We start from the raw sequence: 20,955 nt of genomic DNA on the forward strand, positions 1-20,955 counted from the left end.
GATTAACAGCTGGCTTTTGGGTGATGATAAATTTTATTAGTAGGCATTTACGATATTGTGCTACTAGTCCAGTATTTGTAATGGCAAAGTAATCACATCAAATGCCAACGCAAATGGTAGCAATACTAGCTTTTGGGCTGCGTTTGTTCCCTCTTTTTTTACCACTTTTTGTGATGTGCTGGTTGTGTAAATAGACACAGAATAAGGTTTGGTTAATGTTTGGAACTTAGATTGCAATAATCTTAAATTGCTAACCTGTGGGAATACCCCGCCTTTAATAGGGATGCTAAAGCAAAAACGTTGTGCACCAATACGTTTATCACTTGCAGTTGAGCATTCTTTTCCATCTTCTTGTAAAAAAAACTGCAAATCTGAGCGTTTAAATTCATCTTTTAATTTGGCATAAGACAACTTCATTGTGCCACTAAAATAGCCGTCATTTTTAGGGGAATAAAACTTTAGTGCTTTATCGACACTGATGCTTTTGGCATCTAGGGTGCTTAATAGATTAACTAAGTCTAAACCACCTTCGGATAACACGTAACTGTTTTTTTCGCCCACAATCACAACACTGTTTGCAGGCATGTTGGGTAATTTGGTGGTTGGTTTACCAAAAGCAACGACTTGATCTTCTACTAAGGTTTGTTCAACTGTATTGGTAGAAACATGACTGTTTGAGCTTAACAGCTCTGACGTAGCACAGCCAGTAACGAGTAGGCTACTTGTTAGAGCGGTTGTTAATGCTATTTTATTTAAGTTTTTTAAGAATGTTTTAGCCATAATGACCTCCTTGTGCTATTAAACTTTTTACCGTTTTGATAAAAACAGAATCTCTTTATTCAAATTCTACACTGCCATAAAAAAATAAACCCCATTATTTTGTATGGGGTTTGTTTTTTTATTACGGCTATGTTTCCATTGATGTGTGGCAGATGCTATCAGCCATTTTTATCTGGTGTTATTCCCACTCAATGGTCGCAGGTGGTTTGCTTGATACATCATAAGTAACGCGAGAAACCTCGGCAATCTCATTCATAATGCGGTTAGATACCGTCTCAATCAGCTCATATGGTAAGTGAGCAAAACGTGCGGTCATAAAGTCCACCGTTTCTACCGCACGCAGGGCAATGACCCAAGCATAGCGGCGGGCATCACCTACCACACCAACGGACTTAACTGGTTGGAATACAGCAAATGCTTGCGCGGTTTTATCATACCAATCAAAACGTTCCAACTCTTGCATAAAGATGGCATCTGCCAGGCGTAGAATATCGGCATATTCTTTTTTAACTTCACCAAGGATACGTACCCCCAAACCAGGACCAGGGAACGGATGACGGTAAATCATTTTGTGCGGTAGCCCAAGCGTGATACCTAATTTACGAACCTCATCTTTAAATAAGTCACGCAATGGTTCTACCAACTCAAATGCGAGGTCATCCGGCAATCCGCCCACATTGTGGTGCGATTTAATCACATGAGCTTTGCCTTGGTGTGACTTTGCTGATTCAATGACATCAGGGTAGATTGTGCCTTGCGCTAAGAAGTCGACTCCCACGCCACTGCCATCGTCATTTTTTAGCTCGCGTGCCGTATCGCTAAATACATCAATAAATGTTTTACCAATAATTTTGCGTTTGGCTTCTGGCTCAGGCTCACCGGCAAGGGCGGTTAAAAAGCGTTCTTCTGCATCAACACGCACAACTTTAACGCCCATGTTTTCGGCAAATATTTGCATGACTTGGTCGCCTTCGTGTAAACGAAGCAAACCATTATCAACAAATACGCAAGTGAGCTGGTCACCAATGGCTTTGTGAAGTAAGGCGGCAACAACCGAGCTGTCTACCCCACCAGATAAACCAAGCATGACGTGTTTATCACCCACCTGTTCACGGATTTGTTCAACACGCATGTCGATAATGTTTTCTGGTGTCCAGGCATTGGTACAGCCACAAATTTGATGTACAAATCGTGCTAATAAGGCTTCCCCTTGCAGGGTGTGGGTGACTTCTGGATGAAATTGCATGCCGTAATATTGTTTGTCTTCATTTGCCATCACCGCAATTGGGCAACTAGGGGTGCTTGCAACGACTTTAAAATCCGTCGGTGCTTCAATCACTTTATCACCATGGCTCATCCAAACATCCAGTTTGGCAGGGGCATCTTCAATGCCATCAAGCAAAGCAGAGCTTGTGATGACATCAATGCTTGCTGCGCCAAACTCATGTACATCACTTGCGTGAACTTTGCCTCCAAAACGGCTTGCCATGGCTTGCATGCCATAACAAATACCCAATACGGGCACATTCAAATCAAAAATAGCCTCATTGATTTTAGGGCTTCCCTCGGCATGGACACTTTCTGGTCCACCAGATAAAATCACGCCTTTTGCATTAAACTCTTTGATACGTTGCGTGTCGATATCGTAAGGGTACATCTCACAAAAAACGCCTGCCTCACGTACACGGCGGGCAATGAGCTGGCTGTATTGTGAGCCATAATCGATGATTAAAATACGGTCTTGTTTGATGATAGGTGTGGTCATAAGTTGGCGCTCATTGGTTATATGATTTGGGTATTGAATTAACTTACTATTTTAACAAAAAAATAGCGATGAATGGCAGTTGATTTTATGATTTTAAACCATGAAAAAATGCAAATTTTCAGATAGCTTCTGCTATGCTATGACGAGCTGATTAATAAATGATTTAAAATAGTATAAGGATAAAGATGAACAAACAATTACTTATTTTTGATTTAGACGGTACTTTAATTGACAGTGTACCGGATATTGCAGATGCAACTAACGCCATGCTAGCCGAGTTGGGTTTACAAACTTTTGGGGTTGATGACGTACGTAACTGGGTAGGTAATGGTTCACGAAAGTTAATTGAACGGGCTTTAAAGTGTGCAAAAGATGCTGAACCAACCGATGCCCAAGTGGATGATGCACAAGCGTTGTTTTTTGAGCATTATGCCAAACAAACCGCATTGCATACAACTGCCTATGAAGGTGTAAGTGAGGGTTTAAAACAGTTAGCAGCGCATGGATATACCATGGCATTGGTTACCAATAAGCCTTATCGGTATGTACCAACAATTTTAGACTTTTTTGGTTGGACAGAGTTTTTTGCAATCTCATTAGGTGGTGATAGCATTAGCGAAAAAAAACCAAACCCAATGGCGTTAAACCATGTATGTAAACAGTTGAATATATCCGCCAATAACAGCTATATGATAGGTGATTCGCTTAATGATATTTATGCTGGGAAAAACGCTGGTATGGAAACACTTGGGTTGTCTTATGGTTATAACTATGGGCAAGATATCCGAGATTTTAACCCAACACATGTGTTTGATACATTTGGCGAGATGGTTGCGTTTTTATTAAAATAAATTTAAAAGTTGAGGTGTGTTATGCGCTTATTAATTGCGTTCTTTTTCCCTTGGTTGACATTTTTTACGATTGGCAGACCATTTGCAGGCATTGTTTGTCTAATTTTACAAATTACAATACTTGGCTGGTTGCCTGCAACTATTTGGGCGGTTTATGCGTTAAGCCAATACAAAACGGATAAAAAAATTGAAGCAATGAAGCGTGAAAATAATTAGGTTGCTTTAACCACGGTAACTTAACGCTTCGGTTAAATGCGGTGTTTGAATTTGTTCACTTGCTGCTAAATCAGCAATAGTGCGAGCAATGCGTAAAACACGGTGATAACCCCGTGCCGATAAGTTTAAACGACTTTGTGCAGTTGCAATCAGTTGTTTTTCGGTATCGCCAAGCTGGGCAATGTCATCTAACTGGGCAGGCGTTAACTCATTATTGGCTTTGCCTTGCCGATTAATTTGACGCTCATAAGCCAATACCACGCGCTCGCGGACAACGGCAGAAGTTTCACCTGCTTTGGCGTTTTGTAAGTCACTAATGGGTATGGCTGGTACGTTGATGTGTAAATCAATACGGTCAAGTAAAGGCCCCGATAGTTTGTCTTGATAACGTTGGATTTGTTCTGGTCGGCAATTGCATCGGTTTGATGTATCGCCGTGGTATCCGCATGGGCATGGGTTCATAGCTGCAATGAGCTGAAAGTTAGCAGGGAAAGTTGATTGCTGATTGGCACGGCTAATGGTAATGGTTTTAGACTCGAGTGGCTGGCGTAAAACTTCTAATACTTTGCGGTCAAACTCTGGCATCTCGTCTAAAAATAGCACACCTTTATCTGCCAAAGTTATTTCGCCAGGTTTGGGGCGAGAGCCACCGCCAACAAGCGCAACCGCACTGATGGTGTGATGTACTTCCCTAAATGGGCGTGTACCAAAATCATATTCTGTATTTGCTACCGAATAGGTGCTCGCAACCTCTAATGCCTCATCGTCTGTCAGTTCTGGCAAAATGTTTGGCAAACGAGATGCCATTAATGTTTTGCCAGAGCCAGGAGGACCTTTAAATAAAATAGAATGTCCACCAGCTGCTGCTATTTCTAAAGCGCGCCTTGCGTGGTGTTGTCCTTTAACGTCTGCTAAATCTACTTTATAGGCAGCGTGTCTTTGCGGCAAATTTGCTACAAAGGGTTGTAAAATTACATCTGCTGTATTGTTACCAAAATTAATCCCACCATGCTGTGCTTGTAAGTGGTTGCATACAGCCTGCAAGTTTTTAGCGCCAAGTACACTTACCCCTTGTACTCGGCTGGCTTCATTTGCATTGTTAAAAGGAACAATTAGATTTCTGGGCGTGTGTTCTTGCCCTTCTAAAGGCTTGTTTTTAGAGGTTTTAACGGCACGTGCAACGGCCAGACTCCCTGCCACAGGTCGCAGATCGCCATTTAAAGCAAGCTCACCAATAAACTCATAATTGTTGACCCAGTCTGGCTCTAGCTGACCACTGGCAGCCAATATGCCAATGGCAATGGGCAGATCTAGCCTTGCGCCATCTTTGGGTAAATCAGCAGGCGCAAGGTTAATTGTTAAACGGCGGTTAGGAAACTGGAACCCAGAATTAATAATGGCAGAGCGCACACGATCTTTGCTTTCTCTTACTGCGGCTTCTGGCAAACCAACAATGGTTAATGCTGGTAACCCTTGTGATAAATGCACCTCCACCATCACGGCTGGCGCATGCAAACCAACAACCGAGCGTGTGTTTACTTGGGCAAATGACATAATTTTTGGATATCCTTATCCCTCAAAATAGTCTTATATCATAGGGGATTATTTAAAAACCTGCAAACATAGCTAACCCCCTAGTGGTATAGATTTGATATAATACAAAAAAATATTTAGTCGAGCTTTCTCATGTCCTTAGCCAGTACTCAAATAAATCCATACGCCAACCCTAATATTGCAAAGCAGCAAACAAGTGCTAAGCAAATGCATTTGTTTGATGAAGCAATGATTCATAAATACAATCGCTCTGGTCCTCGTTATACCTCTTATCCAACGGCATTGGAGTTTGCGCCGATTGAAACAGGCGGCGAACAAAAAATTCTTGAAGGGCGTCAACAAGATGTGCCAGTATCTTTATATTTTCATATTCCATTTTGTCGTCACCTTTGTTATTACTGCGGATGCAATAAAATCATTACTAAAAAAAATGCAGATGCGGGCGATTACCTAGAGTATTTATTTGCTGAAATTAAGCACAAACGACGTTTGATGAAAGGCAACCCGGTAGTTAAGCAGTTGCATTTGGGTGGTGGAACACCGACCTTTTTTGCTGATGAAGAAATAGTCGCACTATGGAATTTTTTGCAAGATGAGTTTGATTTTGTACTAGAAAACGAGGGTGATTTTTCTATAGAAATTGACCCAAGAGAGCTGGGTGAAAATACGCTTAAAACATTGCGAACGCTTGGGTTTAACCGTGTGAGCTTTGGGGTGCAGGACCTTGAAGAAACTGTACAGATTGCAGTTAACCGAGTACAGTCAGAATCTTTAATACGCTCGGTAATGTCAGAGTCACGCCAGCTTGGCTATCATTCTATTAATATTGATTTGATTTATGGTTTGCCACATCAAACGGTAGAAACTTTAGCCAATACAGTAGAGCGTATTATTGATATCTCACCAGATAGATTGTCTGTATTTAATTATGCCCATTTGCCAGAGCGTTTTCCTGCGCAACGCAAAATTAAAGATGAGGACTTACCAAGCCCAGCTGATAAGCTTGTTATGCTGGGTAATACCATTAATACATTAACAGATAGTGGCTATCAGTATATCGGTATTGACCATTTTGCTAAACCTGACGATGAGTTGGCTGTGGCGCAGCAACAAGGTAATTTGCATCGTAATTTTCAGGGATATACGATACTGGGTGACTGTGATTTATTGGGTTTTGGGGTGTCTTCTATTAGCCAAATTGGAAATCATATATTACAAAACAATACTGACTTAAAGGCTTACAAAAAAGCGATTGAAGTCAAACAATTGCCAGCGATTAAACAAATTGAGGCAACTGCTGAAGATGAGCTAAGATGCTATATCATCATGAACTTGCTATGCCATGATTATATGGACTTTGCTGATATTGAAGCAAAATTTGCAATAAATGCACAAGCCCACTTTGCGCAACAAATTGAGCAACTTAAAGACATGCAAGCAGATGAACTTGTTGCCATTGATGACAAGGGAATTCGTATTTTGCCAAAAGGTAGATTACTTGGGCGTAATGTAGCAATGGTATTTGATGAATATTTAGAGAACAAACATAAAAATCGGTTTAGCAAGGTTATATAGGTTTCACGTGGAACTGCCTTGATAAGTTGTATGTTCCACGCGAAACCAAAAAATTGAAAATTTAATTAATATGTTTTTATAAATAAGGTAAAAAAATGACACAGAATAGTTTAACTAAAGTTGGCGTGATTGGTGCTGGTGGACGTATGGGAAGAATGCTAGTTCAGGCAATTATAGATAACCCTGCAACTACTTTATCAGCAACCATTGACCATAAAGACTCTAGCTTAATTGGTGTGGATGCTGGTGAGCTTGTGGGCGTTGGTAAATTAAATATCAATTTAGTAGATAACCTAGAACAAGTGATTAACGACATTGATGTGTTGATTGATTTTAGCCTACCTCAAGCAACCGAAAAAAATGTACAAGTTTGTCAACAATATGGCAAAGCAATGGTAATAGGCACAACGGGCTTGAGTGATGAGCAAAACGCTTTGGTTGATAATGCGAGTAAAGAGATTGCCATTGTGTATGCTGGCAACTATTCTACAGGGGTTAACCTGTCATTAAAACTAATTGAAATGGCAGCAAAAGCTTTTGGCGATACCGCAGATATTGAGGTGATAGAAGCCCACCATAAACACAAAGTGGATGCGCCATCTGGCACGGCATATATGATGGCAGAAGCTGCTGCTGCTGGGCGTGGACAAAACCTAAAAGAGGTTGCCGTGTATGGGCGAGAAGGGCAAACAGGCGCTCGTAAACAAGGCGAGATTGGCATACATGCCATACGTGGTGGTGAAATTATTGGCGACCATACAGTGATGTTTATTGCCGATGGCGAGATGGTAGAAATTACCCACAAAGCACGAGAGCGTATGACTTTTGCAGCAGGTGCTGTGCGAGCAGCAACTTGGGCGGTTAGCCAAACTGCTGGATTAAATGATATGCAAGATGTGCTGGGTTTGAAATAATCAAGGAAGCTTATTTAACGTTTAGGCATTATTTTCTGTTTTATGCCTATTTTACGTTTTTATTTTTGAAATTAGTATAAATAACATTGAAGTACTCACACCGATTTTACCAATACTTATATTGGTTTTCGGTACTTGTATTTAAAACTTTTGTATAAAATTTAATTGTAAGATATAAAAAATAAATGGATGACGGCTAATGAAAAACGCATTACAAGCACAACTGCTAAAAGCAGGTTTAGTTGATAAAAAGAAAGCTAAAAAAATTAATAAGCAAACAGCCCATGCTAAACGAACAGGCGATGCTTCGGTTGATGAAGCACGCAAAGCGGTGGAAGAAGCAAAAGCCAAAAAGCTGGCAAAAGACCAACAGCTAAACAAGCAAAAACAGCAAGCGTTAGAAGAAAAAACGCTAAAAGCCAATATTGAGCAAATGATTAACCAGCATCAAATTGAGGATATAACTGGAGATGTTGAGTACCAGTTTGTTGATGGCACTAAGGTTAAAAAACTATATATTAACCAAAAAATGTATGACCAGTTAGTGGCAGGGCATCTGGTAATTGCTAGAAAAAAAGAGGGGTATGCTTTATTACCACACCCATTGGCAGAACGTATCAACCAAAAACAAGCAGGGTTTATTATTGAAACCGCCAATAAAAATGACACGCCAGCAGAAGATGACCCCTATGCTGCTTATGTGATTCCTGATGATTTGATGTGGTAAATAAGATAAAAGGTAAATTTATCTATATGTATCTTTTTATTTTAGAATGACTTTATTTTCTTTTTTAAGTTCCAAGAGTTTAATTCACAATCACAATTATAAATTTCTATATTTTGGTTGTACCAACTGTTGATCAATGAATCGAACTCTTCTCTAGTGAGTAAGTTGGTTCTTGATATGTTTTTATAAATATTTTTACCTAAGTAAACTTCTGTTATTGCTCCCTTTGGTAGCGAAAAACAATACAATGGTCTTCCTTCTATTCTTACAATATTAAAGTTTCCAAACCTTCCTTTAGAAGAGTGATAGGTTGAACCTAAATTACTAATTTTTTTAACAACTCTTACTTCTTCTTCATATGCCCACTCTGATGATTTATATAAAAACGCACGTTTTGCAAGATTAAAAAAATCACTTTGAAAGGAAATATGTTTACCAATACTGAGTAACTCTTCTTCATTGATAATATTTAAATCATTGTTAGGTTTAGTTGATGTGTAAATAACTTCCCCCACTTGATAGGGAATAAAGTTTTCTGAAGTTGAGTTAAAGTTAGCTTTATTGACATCAATGCCAATTACCACACCTTTATGTGAATCGCCATAATGAGACCACATTAATGAATTTAATGGTTGTCTCGTTAGAGATAGAACGCCATAGTTTCTTGAAAACCTATTAAAGCAAGCATTTTTTGCAATAGAAGGTGTAAGTACTGAATTTGAATTTTCTTTAAAGCCATATGAAGTACCTTCAAATGGGTCGTTAAAGTCCTCTAAATGTGTAAAACCAATGGAAGATGTTTCAATAGCTTTTATCGCACCTGCTAATGACATGTATTTATATAAAATCATGACTTATCCTATGAGTACGGTTTCCTGTTTTCATTATAGTGTAAAAGTCCCAATCAATTTTAAATCAATGTATCTCATATATTGTATATGTGATTCCTGATGATTTGATGTGGTGATTTTGACTAAAATTTAGTTATCTAATAACTTTTGGAAAGACTCGCATTCAAAGTGGTCTTTCTTTGGGCATTTTGCCATGTGTTGTAAGGTATCACTCACTTTGGCTAATTCTTCAATCTTTTTTTCTATTTCTTCTACCTTGTTTAATAAAAAGCACCTATCTAACAAATTGGTTTGGGTTAGGTGTTTTATCTCATCTAGCGAGAAGTGATTGCGTTTCAGTAAGCGAATTAACTGTAGCTTTTTAATAACACTTGCAGAAAAGGTTCTTCTTAAACCATTGCGTCCATTGGATTTAATTAAGCCTACTTTTTCATAGTATCTTAATGCAGAAGGGGAAATGCCTGTTTGTTGTGCCACTTTACCTATATCCATATTAATCTCTTTTCTACTCTTTTTTATATTTTTTAGAAAACATGCTTGACTTAAAGTTTACTTTAAGTAGTAAGCTGTGACAATCAGATTGAATCAGGGCTACTTAAGTGGGTGTGCCAATGCAAAATTTATTATTAGACGTATTTTCATATTTAAGTTTGGGTGCCGTTGTCGGTTTTTTGTCTGGTTTGTTAGGTGTGGGTGGTGGCGGTATATTAGTGCCCATTTTAGCAAGTATTTTTTCATATCGGTTTATTGGTGGTACAAATTACTTGCAGGTGGCGTTGGCAACCTCGTTAGCTTGCTCGATACCAACCACTGCTATGAGTACGTATACGCATCATAAAAAAGGGGCGGTGCAATGGCGTATTGTTAAATTTATGGGTGTGGGCGTTATTATTGGTTCAGGTGTTGGGGTAATGATTGCTACTAGGATACAAGGAGTGTATTTGGCAGCATTTTTTTGTTTATTTATGCTATTTGCAGCGATTAAGTTATTTTCTAATTGGCAACCAAAACCAAAAACCACGCCTATTTCTATAAATACCACAGTGCTTACAGGTGCGGTTATAGGATGTGTGTCTGCGCTCATCTCTGTTGGTGGTGCATTTTTTACGGTGTTATATCTTACTTATAACAATGTTGAACTAAAAAAAGCGATAGGCACGTCTTCAGCCATTGGATTTTTAGCGGTACTGTTCTCAACGGTTGGTTATGCGTTGTCTAACTCAACCAGTGCGGTTAAAATGCCTGCTTATAGTATGGGTTACGTGTATTTGCCGGCGGTAGTTTTGGTTGTTTTTGCTAGTTTGTTATTAGTGCCTGTCGGTACAAATATGGCGCATAAACTAGATGATAAAAAATTAAAAAAGATATTTGGTGTACTATGTATTCTGTTGAGTTTAAAAATGCTGGTATCTATGCTGCCATAGGTTTTTAGGTAAAAGAATTACACATTAGTATATTTACTTGCATCAGGCATCCAGCGTTCAATCAGCAGGCTTACGTCCGCTTTGCGGCTATTGTCTTGTATCAATCTTTTTGCCAACGCGCGGGCAATGGTTAGCAATAGTTCATCACGGGTTAAGTCACTGAGGTAATAGCCCACATTGCCTGTTTGGCGTTTGCCTAACAGTTCACCTGGTCCTCTTATTTGTAGATCTTTTTGGGCAATTACAAAGCCATCGTTACTTTTGGCAAGTACGTTTAGGCGTTCTATCCCTGTTTCAGAAAGTGGCGTTTGGTAAAGCAGTACGCAAAAACTTTTTTCGCTGCCTCTGCCAACACGCCCACGCAGCTGATGCAATTGCGACAGCCCCAAACGCTCGGCGTTTTCTATTACCATTAGCGATGCATTGGGCACATCTACGCCTACCTCAATTACGGTGGTAGATATAAGCAGGTCTAAATCTCCTTGTTTAAAGGTTTGCATGGTGGTTTGTTTTTCGCTTGGTTTCATTTTTCCATGCACCAAACCAATGCGTATGTCTAACCGTTCGCTGACATCAGCAAAAGTCGCTTCGGCAGATTGCGCATCCAGCTCGCTGCTTTCTTCTACCAATGGGCAAACCCAATACGCTTGCTTACCTTGTTTGCAGTTTGCTTCAATGCGTTCTAGCACTTCGTCACGGCGGTTTCGGTCTATGGTTACGGTTTTAACGGGGGTACGCCCTGGTGGTAACTCATCAATAATAGAGGTGTCCATATCGCCATAGGCACTCATGGCAAGGGTGCGTGGTATGGGCGTTGCTGTCATCACTAGTTGATGCGGTGTGCTGTTTGCCACGCCTTTGTTGGTTAATGCCATGCGTTGCTCAACCCCAAAGCGGTGTTGTTCATCAATGATGGCTAACCCAAGTTTGGCAAATTTAACCTGTTCCTGAAACAATGCATGGGTGCCAACCACAATCTGCACTTCGTTTTCACTAATGGCGGCTAGTGCTTCTTTACGTTCACTTGTTTTTTGTTTGCCTGCAAGCCACCCCACGCCAATGCCTAAAGGTTCAAACCAGTTTTTAAAGTTTATCAGGTGTTGCTCGGCAAGTATTTCAGTTGGTGCCATTATGGCGACTTGCCAACCGCTGTCTAACGCATAGCAAGCAGCCAATGCCGCTACCAAAGTTTTGCCTGCGCCTACATCGCCCTGTACCAAACGTAGCATGGGTATGGAGGTGGTTAGGTCATTTTTTATTTCATTTACAACCCTTTGCTGTGCACCCGTTAGCGCAAATGGCAGGTTATCTAGTAGGTGCTTTGCAAGCGGGCTGCTACTTTCACACTTTGGTGCTTTGTGTTGATGCAACTGTTGGCGGCGGTACAACAGGCTTAGTTGATGGGCAGTTAGCTCCTCAATAATAATGCGCTGGCAAGCGGGGTGCTGGCGGTTTTTAATTTGTTCTAACAGCTCAAACTGGTTGGTTAAGTCGGTATGGTTAGGTGGGGTGTGTAGCAGGGTTAGTGCTTCAAATAGGCTTAGGTAGCTTATGGCGTGCGTACTGCTAATTTGTGCTTGGTTGTTTTGGTACCCTAAAAAGCTTGCCTGACTTACTTGTACTTTGGCTTGTACATTGGCTTGAGTAATAAGCGTTTGCCAATCTAGCGATTGCCAGTCAGTATCCTGAAAAATGCTGAGGATTTGCCCTTGTTTATCGTAGTTTTGTACTGTTTGTAGGGCAAGCTTTACAAGGGTGCGCAGTTTGTTTTGGTGTAAACCTTTAACCGTTGGGTAAATGGGTTGCAAGCCTGTGCTTTCCATCGTCATCCCAGCGGTTACCACTTGGTATTCTGGGTGGTGCATTTGCACGCCGTAGCGGCTTATTTTTACCTCGCCAAATACACGCAGTGTTGTGCCAACCATCATGGTTTGGGTTAGCCCGCGGTACACTTTAAAAAACCTGAGGGATACCGTGCCTGTGTCATCCTCTAACAGCACGCTCATGCCACCGCGGCCTTTGTTGTCTACGCTTACTATTTCACCCTCCACCAAGGCAGACTGCCCATTGGCAAGGGTGTTTATGTTGACGACACGGCTACGGTCTTCGTAGTCTCTTGGCAGATGCAAAACCAAGTCAAACAAACGCTTTATGCCAAGCTGTGCTAATTGCTCGGCAACTTTGGTGCCAACGCCAGCTAAGCTGGTTACAGGCATATCAAGCGGGTTTGGTTTATTTGATTGCATATTTGGCATATAAAATAACGCCTATTAATTACTACTTGGACTTAATACTGGGCATTGTAAGTTTGGATTATACGCATCATTTTTTATACGTATTGGTAAATTGACATAGCCTGAAACTGGTTGACCATTAGCTTTGAATGGTGCCAGTTTGCTTCGTTTTAATGAACGTACAATTCTTCTCTCTATACGACTATCTGCATCTGATTTTAAAATTTTGACAGAATTTACATTACCTTGTTTATTAATCTGCATCCTAGCAGTAACTGACCACCTTTTTTTATAGCAACCTTTTGATGGCTTGCCGGATGCAGTACAGAAACATGGTTTTATTTTGATGGCTGGTTTTTTTATCCAATATGCGTCACTAGCAAAGAGTTCATGTACGTTATTTGTCTGTTTGGCTTTTTGAGCAACATCACTGCCAACGGTTGAGATTTTTTTATTAGTGTTTAAGTCTGTTAATTCTGCAATTGCAGTGCTAGATAAGGCAACACACATCAGGCTAGTAAATAATACTTTTTTCATGTCTATCTCTTTTAGCTAAGCAAGGTATAAATGTTAAATCTGATTGTAGCATAAAGCCATGATAGTGACTTTATGGTAGGCTTGTTGTTATTATATTTTAATACCCATCTTTTATGATAAATCAGGAACACAATGTACCCTAATATTTGCCCTTGCCAACATAACCCGAGTGGTAATAACAAACTCGCAAATCAGCTAATAGAGCAAATGAGCTATGCCAACTGCTGCCAACCGTACCATACTGGTAATGCAATACCGCAAACTGCCGAGGCGTTAATGCGTTCTCGCTATGCGGCTTATGTACTACAAAACATAGATTACATTGTTACAACCACGGTGCCCGCCCAGCAGCCTTTGTTAGACAGACAAGCCGTGACAGATTGGGCAAAGCAAACGGATTGGGCAGGGCTTGAGATTATTAATCACATGCCAAAGCTAGGTAAACGCCATGCCAGTGTTGAGTTTAAAGCCTTTTTTAATACACCAGATGGCATGCAAGCACACCATGAGCTATCTGCTTTTGTGAAAGTCCATGACAATAAGTCTGGTATTGTACGTTGGTATTTTATTGACCCAACGGTTAGCATGTTGGTTACTCAAAAGCAGCCTTGTATTTGTGGCAGTGGCGAAAAGTTTAAACGATGTTGTGGTCAGTTTTTATGATGACAAAAAATGTTGCACATAAAGCCTAAACTAAACGCTCGCCCCAACTTTTCGTGCCAATGCAATGCCTTCTTCAATACTCAAGTATTCTTTTTTACTTGGTAAATCTTGCAAAATCACATCACCATCTTTAAAAATCACACATTCATTGACGGCAAGCTGTTGCCAATGCTCATTGTCTGTTAGGGGGATGGTGGTGAGTATGGTAACTTTATCTTTGTCGGTGGTGACATCGCTAAAATTGATGGACATGTCCTCATCGGCCAGTACTGCCTCACCAAAGGGTGCTTGGCGAGTTAAATAAAATAACAAACTGCCAGCATAAGCCAGTTGCCAATCACCGTTAGATAATAAGCAATTAAACAGGCCATTAGCTGCTAAAAAACGACACTGTGTTATTAAAAAGCGATGTAACTCATTGTCTGTTGGTTTTTGCTTAAAGGTGGATTTTAAGCGGTTTAGTAAGTAACAAAAAGCGATTTCTGAATCGGTATCGCCCACAGGTTGGTAGTGCTCGGCATTGCCATTGGCTTGCAAACGCTGGCAACGTTTTACAAAATCGGCATTGAGTTGTCCGTTATGGGCAAAAACCCATTGTTCCCCCCAAACCTCTCGTACAAATGGGTGGGTATTAGCCAAACAGTTTTTCCCTTGCGTTGCTTTGCGGATATGGGCAATGACATTCATAGCTTTAATAGGGTAATGACTGATTAAGTCAGCAACGGGAGACGCATGGCTAGGCTTGTTGTCATGAAAAATACGTAAGCCTACGTTGGGTAGGTTATCATCATTATCTTGCTGGGTGTTATCATTCGGGTCACAAGTATTTTGCTCAAAAAAGGCGATACCAAACCCATCTGTATGATGGTCGGTGTTACCACCACGTTGCCTAAAGCCACTAAAGCTAAAGCTTATGTCGGTTGGGGTGTTGCAGTTCATACCTAACAGTTGGCACATTTTGTTTTATTCCTATCTTATTACTTGCAAACATCTTTAATTTTAACGTTAATGTCTTCCCAGTTTTCACCCAATAATTGCATTGTCAAATCATTGCCCACAAATTTAGCCTCGTTTACAACGTTATCAATAATAACGGACTGGTACATATCTATCCCTGTATAAATTACTTTTGAATTTTGGTTAAATAAAGTACGAGCGGTAAAAGTTACGTTATTGTTTTCGTTAAAATCATACTCAACCAAACATTGATTTTGTGGGTTGAATGCAACCAAGGTATCTGTGCTGTCTGATTTGGTTGCAGACCAAAACTCATGAGCACGGCAATAGTTACCACAGCTATACTTTACAAGATACAAGTTATCTGATAATTTTTTGACTATGGGCTGTTTGGGGTAGTCTTCCATTAATAGTAAGTTGGAGCCATCAATATTGGTTTTGACAACATTGTAGCCTGTACAAACAGTCACATCATCAGACAACCAAGACACACACTCTGACCCTACAGAAAACCTCGCGGTAGCTTGATTAGTTTTTACAGTATCGGTGGTTTGGCAGCCAATAGCAAAAATTGTGAATAAGCACGTTAAAAGGAAGGTCAAGTTTTTTATCATAGTTGTGATGTCTGTAAAACTGTCCGTTTTAATCAATGTGCATTTGCCCAATGATACGCTGCTAACCGTTTCATTAAATCAGGGTTTTTAACCATGATATTATCGCCGGTGCGACCACCAATGCGGTTATAATGAATCACGTTTAAACGCAGTAGCCAAAAAATAACCGCCGCTTTAGCTAGCATAATTGGCAATGCATTGCGCTCAGTTTCGGTTAATGGTCGCTCGCTTTCATATCCTTTGATAAAGGCATCCATTTTGGTGCTATCAAAATTTACTGACTCGCCATTTTCGGCATCGCCCCAGGTGGTGCTAAAGTCATTAATGGTAATGGCAATGTCCATTAAATAGTTGTCAACACTCACTTCAGTAAAATCTAGTAAACCCGTTAATTTTGCTTCGTTTTTGGTTAAATCCCACAAGGTGTTGTCTGCAAACATATCTAAATGACATAAGCCTTTTGGCATTTTATCATTATGATCAAGAGGTAGGTTTTCATACGCTTGCCAAATATCAAGCATGAGCTGGGCTTCATCGGCTGGCATAAACTTTGTTTCACGGTCACGCACGGCATGCCAAGGATAAAGAGGCACGCCGTAGTCTTCGGCAGGTTTTAGTGTTTGCAACGTTTTGTGCAAAATGGCTAATGCGATGCCCATGTCTTCGCACATTTTAGGGGTGGTGGCAGTGGGGTGCGCGCCCGATAAACAGGGCACTAAAGTAATGGCTTTATCTTCATAATGGATAATGTAATCATCGCTACCATCTTGTTTTTTTCTGGTTTTTGCAAGTGGCGGCGCGACGGGTAAATCATCTTTTAGCTGATTAAGGATAATTGCCATTTTTTCTACGTCTTGTGGTGGTCGTTCTTCAAATAAGGTAAAAACGTAACTGTATTTGCCCTCGGCATCATCGGCTGTTTGAATAAACCAGTTTGAGTTTTTAACGCCTTGAGTGATGGGAATCGCCTTGGTAAAAGTTACACCAAAAGCATGGCAAAAGGCAGAAAATTGATCTTCGGTAAGGTGGGTATAGACTGACATAAAACTTCTCAATAACTTTCTAAATAATAGGGGCTTTTTCTGTTAAAATGGCAAACATTAATCTTACTATTATAAAGTGAAATTTACCATGTTAGCAAAACGAATTATTCCTTGCCTAGATGTTGATAATGGCAGAGTTGTAAAAGGTGTCCAATTTGTTGATATTAAAGATGCTGGAGACCCTGTTGAAGTTGCCAAGCGTTATAATGAGCAAGGGGCGGATGAAATCACCTTTTTGGATATTACAGCAACGCATCATGGCAGAGATACAACGTACCATACAGTCGAGCGGATGGCAGAAACCGTTTTTGTACCGCTTACTGTGGGTGGTGGCGTACGTAAAGTTGAAGATATCCGTAACCTGTTAAATGCCGGTGCAGATAAAGTGGCTATTAATTCAGCAGCGGTATTTACGCCAGAGTTTGTTGGCGAGGCATCGCAAAGATTTGGCGCGCAATGTATTGTTGTCGCCATTGACGCTAAGCGTGTTGCCGATGTTGACGGCATGCCAAGATGGGAAATTTTTACCCACGGCGGGCGCAAACCAACAGGCATTAATGCCGTAGAGTGGGCAAGCAAGATGGCTGGGCTGGGTGCCGGAGAGTTGTTAGTTACCAGTATGGATGGCGATGGTACCAAAAAAGGTTATGATCTTGAACTGATGAAAGCAATTACCAGCTCGGTGAATGTCCCTGTGATTGCGTCAGGTGGGGTTGGTAATCTTGAGCATTTGGCAGAAGGCGTGCTGCAAGGGGGCGCAGATGCCGTATTGGCTGCTAGCATATTCCATTTTGGTGAGTATACCGTGCAAGAGGCAAAACAGTATATGGCAAGTCAAGGAATAGAAATGCGCTTGTAGTGCCAAAAAAATGGTATGATATACAAAACAAAAACTTTTTATTATTTTGAAAATTAACAGGAAAAACTTATGAGTAATCTACAAGTACAGCTTCAGGCAATCAATGAGATTGAAGGCAACTTACATGAAAACGCAAATGTTAGAGTAGGTATTGTTGTTGGTCGTTTTAATGGTTATATCGTTGAGTCATTAGTAGATGGTGCGATTGACGCATTGGTGCGCCATGGCGTGCAAGGCGCTAACATTACGGTTGTTCGTGTACCAGGTGCATTTGAATTGCCACTTACAGCACAACGTATGGCAGAGTCTGACCGTTTTGATGCGATTGTTGCACTGGGTGCGGTTATCCGTGGTAGTACGCCACACTTTGACTTTGTTGCTAACGAGTCGGCTAAAGGGTTAAGTAGCGTTGCCATGGATTATGATATTCCAGTTATCAATGGAGTGTTAACAACCGATAGTATTGAGCAAGCAATTGAACGTGCTGGTACAAAAGCAGGTAACAAAGGTGCCGAAGCAGCGCTAACGGCATTAGAAATGGTTGCAGTATTGTCTCAGCTAGATGTTGAACAAGAATAAAACGTAATTTACTTTAAATTTTTTAAATATAAATTGATGGCGAGAGCTTTGTCTAGCCTTTACTAACATGATTTTGTTAGGTGGTGGTCAAAGCCGATGCAACGATTTAAACACATTACCTCGATTTTAGGTATTTGAATGACAGATATGAACAGCACAAATGAACCTGATGATACCTTGGGTACACAAACAGGGGACATCTCATATAAAACCACCCATACAGCGGTACGTAAGGCACGCCGATTTGCCGTGCAAGGTATTTATGAGTGGTTAATGACTGATCGACGATTTGAACAAAATGGACAAAATGAATGGCAAGCTAATTCACCGCATGATATTGCGGCAAGAACACGGGCTAACAATGCCATGCATACCGTACATCTTGGATATTATCATGAAATGATGCGTGATATACCCGAGCAAGTTGAAGAGCTTGATAACCTGATTGCTCAGCATGTTGATAGAGAAATGCATAAAATTGATAAAATTGAGCATGCCATTTTGTTAATCGGTGCTTATGAGCTAAAAAACAGCCTGCATATACCATACAAAGTAGTATTAGATGAAGCAATGAAGCTAAATACTCACTTTGGGGCAACCGATGCTTTTAAACTGATTAATGCCGTGTTAGATAAATTAGCAAAACAGTTTAGAGTGGCAGAAGTTGAAGCGGATAAACCGCAATAGTCTGCTGTTTTTATAATGATTACCAAGTTATGGTGGTAACTCTGTATTATTTAGCTATTAAATCAGCAATCAAAAATAAACACCACATAGATGACTGAACTTAATAACAAACCAAACATTAAACAAGCCAATGTGTGCCCACCATTACAAAAAGATGCCAGTGGACTAGATAAACTTGCCTATTGGTTAGGCATTGGTTTGGGTAGTGGTAAACCTAAAAAAGCACCAGGCACATGGGGCTCATTATTCGGGTTACTGTTTGCTATACCGCTTATGATGCTGGGTTTTGTACCGTTTTTAGTGATTACCGTGTTGGCAAATGTTGTAGGTATTTGGATTTGCGATAAAACATCTCATCTCATGGGCGTGCACGATGATCCACATATTGTTTGGGATGAATGGGCAGGCATGTGGATAGCCCTTTTGCCGTATGCTTACTATATGGGCAGCCATGATTTTTATACGCTCGCTAACTTGCCTGTATTATTGATTCTATTGGCAAATACGTTTGTGTTGTTTCGTATTTTTGATATTTTTAAGCCCTTCCCAATTGGCTACTTGGATAAAAAACTTTCTGGTGGCTTTGGTATCATGCTAGATGATATGTTAGCAGGTGCAATAGTGGCAATTATCATGCTGTTTTGTTTGACTTTTGTTGTGGCAGTTGGCTTAAATTAAACTCACTTTAACATTAAAAATAAAAATTTTAGGACATGATATGAATGCGACGGAAACACTTTCGGTAATTATCCTTGCAGCTGGTAAGGGTACACGTATGAAGTCTAACAAACCAAAAGTTTTGCAAACTTTAGCAAATAAACCGTTGTTAGCACATGTGTTAGATACTTGCGGCACAATGGCTGTAAACAAAACCATTGTGGTGTACGGTTTTGGGGGAGAGCAAGTGCAGTCTGCCATGGCAAATTATGATATCAGTTGGGTTGAACAAACAGAGCAATTAGGCACAGGCCATGCAGTAAAAGTAACGTTAGACGACTTACCAGAAGATGGTAAAAGCTTAATTTTATATGGAGATGTGCCGTTAGTAAGTAGTGAAACCTTAAGCAAGCTTGAAGAAGCAAATGATCAGGGTATCTCTATGCTAACGTTAACGGTAGATAATCCGTTTGGGCTTGGGCGTATCAAAAGAGATGCCGAGGGAAAAGTACTTGCGATTGTTGAACAAAAAGATGCAGATGAAGAAGAAAAGTTAATCAAAGAGATTAACAGTGGTATTTATTGTGTTGACAATGCGTTGCTGCATAAGTACTTGCCAAACTTAAGTAATGACAATGCCCAACAAGAATATTATTTAACAGACATTGTTAAAATGGCAGTAGCAGATGACATTGATATTAAAGCCATTGAACCAAAATATGACTTTGAAATTGAAGGCGTAAATGACCGCCAGCAATTGGCAATTTTAGAACGCAAATGGCAAGCCAAGTTGGTAAACGACTTACAAGTTGCAGGTGTTCAGTTTGCTGATCCAAGCCGTGTAGATATCCGTGCCAATGCCAATGGTGACAGTGAGATAACGGTTGGGCAAGACGTATTTGTAGATGCCAATGTAATCTTTGAAGGCAATTGTGTTATTGGCAACAATGTGCAGATTGATGCCGGTAGCGTCATCAAGCACAGCCAAATTGGAGACAACACCCACATCAAAGTAAATTGTTTGATTGATAATGCCGTGGTTGGAAGAAATGCAGCGATTGGACCTTTTGCCCATTTAAGACCAGAGACAGTATTAGCGGATGACACAAAAGTGGGTAATTTTGTTGAGACCAAAAAAGCAAATATTGGTAAAGGCAGTAAGGTCAACCATTTGAGTTATATTGGCGATGCAAAAATTGGTAAAGAGGTAAACATCGGTGCTGGCACGATTACTTGCAACTATGATGGCGTGAACAAGTCGTTAACTCAAATTGATGATAATGCATTTATTGGGAGTAATTCAAGCCTAGTTGCCCCTGTTAAAATTGGTAAAATGGCAACGGTTGGTGCAGGTTCTGTTATCACAAAAGCGTGCCCAGATAACAAACTGTCTTTAACACGTGCCAAACAAGCGACAATTAATAGTTGGAAACGACCAGTTAAAAAATAGTTAAGTTCGCTGTATGTA

General features: G+C 40.3%; 22 protein-coding genes. 12 read left to right on the plus strand and 10 right to left on the minus strand.

Going from position 1 to position 20,955, the window contains the following annotated elements; translation table 11 throughout:
* Positions 1-63 precede the first annotated feature (63 nt).
* Complete coding sequence (locus VH441_RS07100; protein WP_434352951.1) at positions 64-780, minus strand: hypothetical protein; 717 nt, start codon at positions 778-780, stop codon at positions 64-66.
* Positions 781-958: 178 nt separating this feature from the next.
* Complete coding sequence (guaA, locus tag VH441_RS07105; protein ID WP_434352952.1) at positions 959-2,545, minus strand: glutamine-hydrolyzing GMP synthase; 1,587 nt, start codon at positions 2,543-2,545, stop codon at positions 959-961.
* A 185-nt stretch (positions 2,546-2,730) separates the two neighbouring features.
* Here guaA and VH441_RS07110 point away from each other — a divergent pair, with 185 nt between their 5' ends.
* Together VH441_RS07110 and VH441_RS07115 are read left to right on the plus strand one after the other, a co-directional pair.
* The gene (locus VH441_RS07110; protein WP_434352953.1) at positions 2,731-3,396 is read left to right on the plus strand and encodes a phosphoglycolate phosphatase; all 666 of its coding nucleotides are present in this window, start codon (positions 2,731-2,733) and stop codon (positions 3,394-3,396) included.
* 21 nt (positions 3,397-3,417) lie between these two features.
* On the plus strand, positions 3,418-3,612 hold the full coding sequence (locus tag VH441_RS07115; RefSeq protein ID WP_434352954.1) for a YqaE/Pmp3 family membrane protein: 195 nt from the start codon (positions 3,418-3,420) through the stop codon (positions 3,610-3,612).
* Positions 3,613-3,618: 6 nt separating this feature from the next.
* On the opposite strand, the gene VH441_RS07120 is transcribed toward VH441_RS07115, so the two are convergent.
* Positions 3,619-5,166: a YifB family Mg chelatase-like AAA ATPase gene (locus tag VH441_RS07120; protein ID WP_434352955.1), complete on the minus strand. Its 1,548-nt coding sequence runs from the start codon at positions 5,164-5,166 to the stop codon at positions 3,619-3,621.
* A 207-nt stretch (positions 5,167-5,373) separates the two neighbouring features.
* Between VH441_RS07120 and hemN the strand changes: the two genes are divergently transcribed.
* The 3 genes from hemN to VH441_RS07135 all read left to right on the plus strand — a co-directional run bounded on the left by hemN (position 5,374) and on the right by VH441_RS07135 (position 8,382).
* A complete protein-coding gene (gene hemN, locus VH441_RS07125) occupies positions 5,374-6,741 on the plus strand; it encodes an oxygen-independent coproporphyrinogen III oxidase (protein WP_434354379.1) in 1,368 nt (455 codons plus the stop codon).
* Between the two features lie 95 nt (positions 6,742-6,836).
* Positions 6,837-7,655 (plus strand): 4-hydroxy-tetrahydrodipicolinate reductase, encoded by an 819-nt coding sequence (gene dapB, locus VH441_RS07130; RefSeq protein ID WP_434352956.1) that lies wholly within the window; start codon positions 6,837-6,839, stop codon positions 7,653-7,655.
* A gap of 199 nt (positions 7,656-7,854) precedes the next feature.
* Positions 7,855-8,382 (plus strand): DUF2058 domain-containing protein, encoded by a 528-nt coding sequence (locus tag VH441_RS07135; protein WP_434352957.1) that lies wholly within the window; start codon positions 7,855-7,857, stop codon positions 8,380-8,382.
* A 41-nt stretch (positions 8,383-8,423) separates the two neighbouring features.
* Here VH441_RS07135 and VH441_RS07140 read toward each other — a convergent pair whose 3' ends face one another.
* Positions 8,424-9,233, minus strand: coding sequence for a DUF2971 domain-containing protein (locus tag VH441_RS07140; RefSeq protein ID WP_434352958.1), 810 nt, complete (start codon positions 9,231-9,233; stop codon positions 8,424-8,426).
* Positions 9,234-9,362: 129 nt separating this feature from the next.
* Entirely contained in the window at positions 9,363-9,725 is a 363-nt protein-coding gene (locus VH441_RS07145; RefSeq protein WP_434352959.1) for a MerR family transcriptional regulator, read from the minus strand.
* A gap of 119 nt (positions 9,726-9,844) precedes the next feature.
* Between VH441_RS07145 and VH441_RS07150 the strand changes: the two genes are divergently transcribed.
* Positions 9,845-10,657 (plus strand): sulfite exporter TauE/SafE family protein, encoded by an 813-nt coding sequence (locus VH441_RS07150; RefSeq protein ID WP_434352960.1) that lies wholly within the window; start codon positions 9,845-9,847, stop codon positions 10,655-10,657.
* Positions 10,658-10,674: 17 nt separating this feature from the next.
* Here VH441_RS07150 and recG read toward each other — a convergent pair whose 3' ends face one another.
* A complete protein-coding gene (gene recG / locus VH441_RS07155; RefSeq protein ID WP_434352961.1) occupies positions 10,675-12,912 on the minus strand; it encodes an ATP-dependent DNA helicase RecG in 2,238 nt (745 codons plus the stop codon).
* A gap of 15 nt (positions 12,913-12,927) precedes the next feature.
* Positions 12,928-13,428, minus strand: a complete 501-nt coding sequence (locus VH441_RS07160) for an energy transducer TonB (RefSeq protein WP_434352962.1) — start codon at positions 13,426-13,428, stop codon at positions 12,928-12,930.
* Between the two features lie 207 nt (positions 13,429-13,635).
* On the opposite strand from VH441_RS07160, the gene VH441_RS07165 reads away from it, so the two are divergent.
* Positions 13,636-14,091 carry a YchJ family protein gene (locus VH441_RS07165; protein WP_434354380.1) on the plus strand — a complete coding sequence of 152 codons (456 nt, stop codon included), beginning with the start codon at positions 13,636-13,638 and terminating at the stop codon, positions 14,089-14,091.
* Positions 14,092-14,121: 30 nt separating this feature from the next.
* On the opposite strand, the gene VH441_RS07170 is transcribed toward VH441_RS07165, so the two are convergent.
* From VH441_RS07170 to VH441_RS07180, 3 genes are all read right to left on the minus strand, one after another.
* The gene (locus VH441_RS07170) at positions 14,122-15,048 is read right to left on the minus strand and encodes a class II glutamine amidotransferase (RefSeq protein WP_434352963.1); all 927 of its coding nucleotides are present in this window, start codon (positions 15,046-15,048) and stop codon (positions 14,122-14,124) included.
* 20 nt (positions 15,049-15,068) lie between these two features.
* The gene (locus VH441_RS07175; RefSeq protein WP_434352964.1) at positions 15,069-15,539 is read right to left on the minus strand and encodes a hypothetical protein; all 471 of its coding nucleotides are present in this window, start codon (positions 15,537-15,539) and stop codon (positions 15,069-15,071) included.
* 155 nt (positions 15,540-15,694) lie between these two features.
* A complete protein-coding gene (locus tag VH441_RS07180) occupies positions 15,695-16,705 on the minus strand; it encodes a homoserine kinase (RefSeq protein ID WP_434352965.1) in 1,011 nt (336 codons plus the stop codon).
* 88 nt (positions 16,706-16,793) lie between these two features.
* On the opposite strand from VH441_RS07180, the gene hisF reads away from it, so the two are divergent.
* From hisF to glmU, 5 genes are all read left to right on the plus strand, one after another.
* Positions 16,794-17,564: an imidazole glycerol phosphate synthase subunit HisF gene (hisF, locus tag VH441_RS07185; RefSeq protein WP_434352966.1), complete on the plus strand. Its 771-nt coding sequence runs from the start codon at positions 16,794-16,796 to the stop codon at positions 17,562-17,564.
* Positions 17,565-17,633: 69 nt separating this feature from the next.
* Positions 17,634-18,143: a 6,7-dimethyl-8-ribityllumazine synthase gene (gene ribH, locus VH441_RS07190; protein WP_434352967.1), complete on the plus strand. Its 510-nt coding sequence runs from the start codon at positions 17,634-17,636 to the stop codon at positions 18,141-18,143.
* 138 nt (positions 18,144-18,281) lie between these two features.
* Complete coding sequence (gene nusB, locus VH441_RS07195; RefSeq protein ID WP_434352968.1) at positions 18,282-18,830, plus strand: transcription antitermination factor NusB; 549 nt, start codon at positions 18,282-18,284, stop codon at positions 18,828-18,830.
* Between the two features lie 90 nt (positions 18,831-18,920).
* The gene (locus VH441_RS07200; RefSeq protein ID WP_434352969.1) at positions 18,921-19,508 is read left to right on the plus strand and encodes a phosphatidylglycerophosphatase A family protein; all 588 of its coding nucleotides are present in this window, start codon (positions 18,921-18,923) and stop codon (positions 19,506-19,508) included.
* Between the two features lie 40 nt (positions 19,509-19,548).
* Positions 19,549-20,937: a bifunctional UDP-N-acetylglucosamine diphosphorylase/glucosamine-1-phosphate N-acetyltransferase GlmU gene (glmU, locus tag VH441_RS07205; protein WP_434352970.1), complete on the plus strand. Its 1,389-nt coding sequence runs from the start codon at positions 19,549-19,551 to the stop codon at positions 20,935-20,937.
* The last annotated feature ends 18 nt before the right edge of the window (positions 20,938-20,955 follow it).

The organism is Psychrobacter sp. HD31 (assembly GCF_051097895.1).
GTDB lineage: Bacteria > Pseudomonadota > Gammaproteobacteria > Pseudomonadales > Moraxellaceae > Psychrobacter.

Coding starts and splice junctions, on each gene's coding strand:
- VH441_RS07100 (WP_434352951.1), bottom strand. CDS start 780: ATGGCTAAAACATTCTTAAAAAACTTAAATAAAATAGCATTAACAACC.
- guaA (WP_434352952.1), bottom strand. CDS start 2,545: ATGACCACACCTATCATCAAACAAGACCGTATTTTAATCATCGATTAT.
- VH441_RS07110 (WP_434352953.1), top strand. CDS start 2,731: ATGAACAAACAATTACTTATTTTTGATTTAGACGGTACTTTAATTGAC.
- VH441_RS07115 (WP_434352954.1), top strand. CDS start 3,418: ATGCGCTTATTAATTGCGTTCTTTTTCCCTTGGTTGACATTTTTTACG.
- VH441_RS07120 (WP_434352955.1), bottom strand. CDS start 5,166: ATGTCATTTGCCCAAGTAAACACACGCTCGGTTGTTGGTTTGCATGCG.
- hemN (WP_434354379.1), top strand. CDS start 5,374: ATGCATTTGTTTGATGAAGCAATGATTCATAAATACAATCGCTCTGGT.
- dapB (WP_434352956.1), top strand. CDS start 6,837: ATGACACAGAATAGTTTAACTAAAGTTGGCGTGATTGGTGCTGGTGGA.
- VH441_RS07135 (WP_434352957.1), top strand. CDS start 7,855: ATGAAAAACGCATTACAAGCACAACTGCTAAAAGCAGGTTTAGTTGAT.
- VH441_RS07140 (WP_434352958.1), bottom strand. CDS start 9,233: ATGATTTTATATAAATACATGTCATTAGCAGGTGCGATAAAAGCTATT.
- VH441_RS07145 (WP_434352959.1), bottom strand. CDS start 9,725: ATGGATATAGGTAAAGTGGCACAACAAACAGGCATTTCCCCTTCTGCA.
- VH441_RS07150 (WP_434352960.1), top strand. CDS start 9,845: ATGCAAAATTTATTATTAGACGTATTTTCATATTTAAGTTTGGGTGCC.
- recG (WP_434352961.1), bottom strand. CDS start 12,912: ATGCCAAATATGCAATCAAATAAACCAAACCCGCTTGATATGCCTGTA.
- VH441_RS07160 (WP_434352962.1), bottom strand. CDS start 13,428: ATGAAAAAAGTATTATTTACTAGCCTGATGTGTGTTGCCTTATCTAGC.
- VH441_RS07165 (WP_434354380.1), top strand. CDS start 13,636: ATGAGCTATGCCAACTGCTGCCAACCGTACCATACTGGTAATGCAATA.
- VH441_RS07170 (WP_434352963.1), bottom strand. CDS start 15,048: ATGTGCCAACTGTTAGGTATGAACTGCAACACCCCAACCGACATAAGC.
- VH441_RS07180 (WP_434352965.1), bottom strand. CDS start 16,705: ATGTCAGTCTATACCCACCTTACCGAAGATCAATTTTCTGCCTTTTGC.
- hisF (WP_434352966.1), top strand. CDS start 16,794: ATGTTAGCAAAACGAATTATTCCTTGCCTAGATGTTGATAATGGCAGA.
- ribH (WP_434352967.1), top strand. CDS start 17,634: ATGAGTAATCTACAAGTACAGCTTCAGGCAATCAATGAGATTGAAGGC.
- nusB (WP_434352968.1), top strand. CDS start 18,282: ATGACAGATATGAACAGCACAAATGAACCTGATGATACCTTGGGTACA.
- VH441_RS07200 (WP_434352969.1), top strand. CDS start 18,921: ATGACTGAACTTAATAACAAACCAAACATTAAACAAGCCAATGTGTGC.
- glmU (WP_434352970.1), top strand. CDS start 19,549: ATGAATGCGACGGAAACACTTTCGGTAATTATCCTTGCAGCTGGTAAG.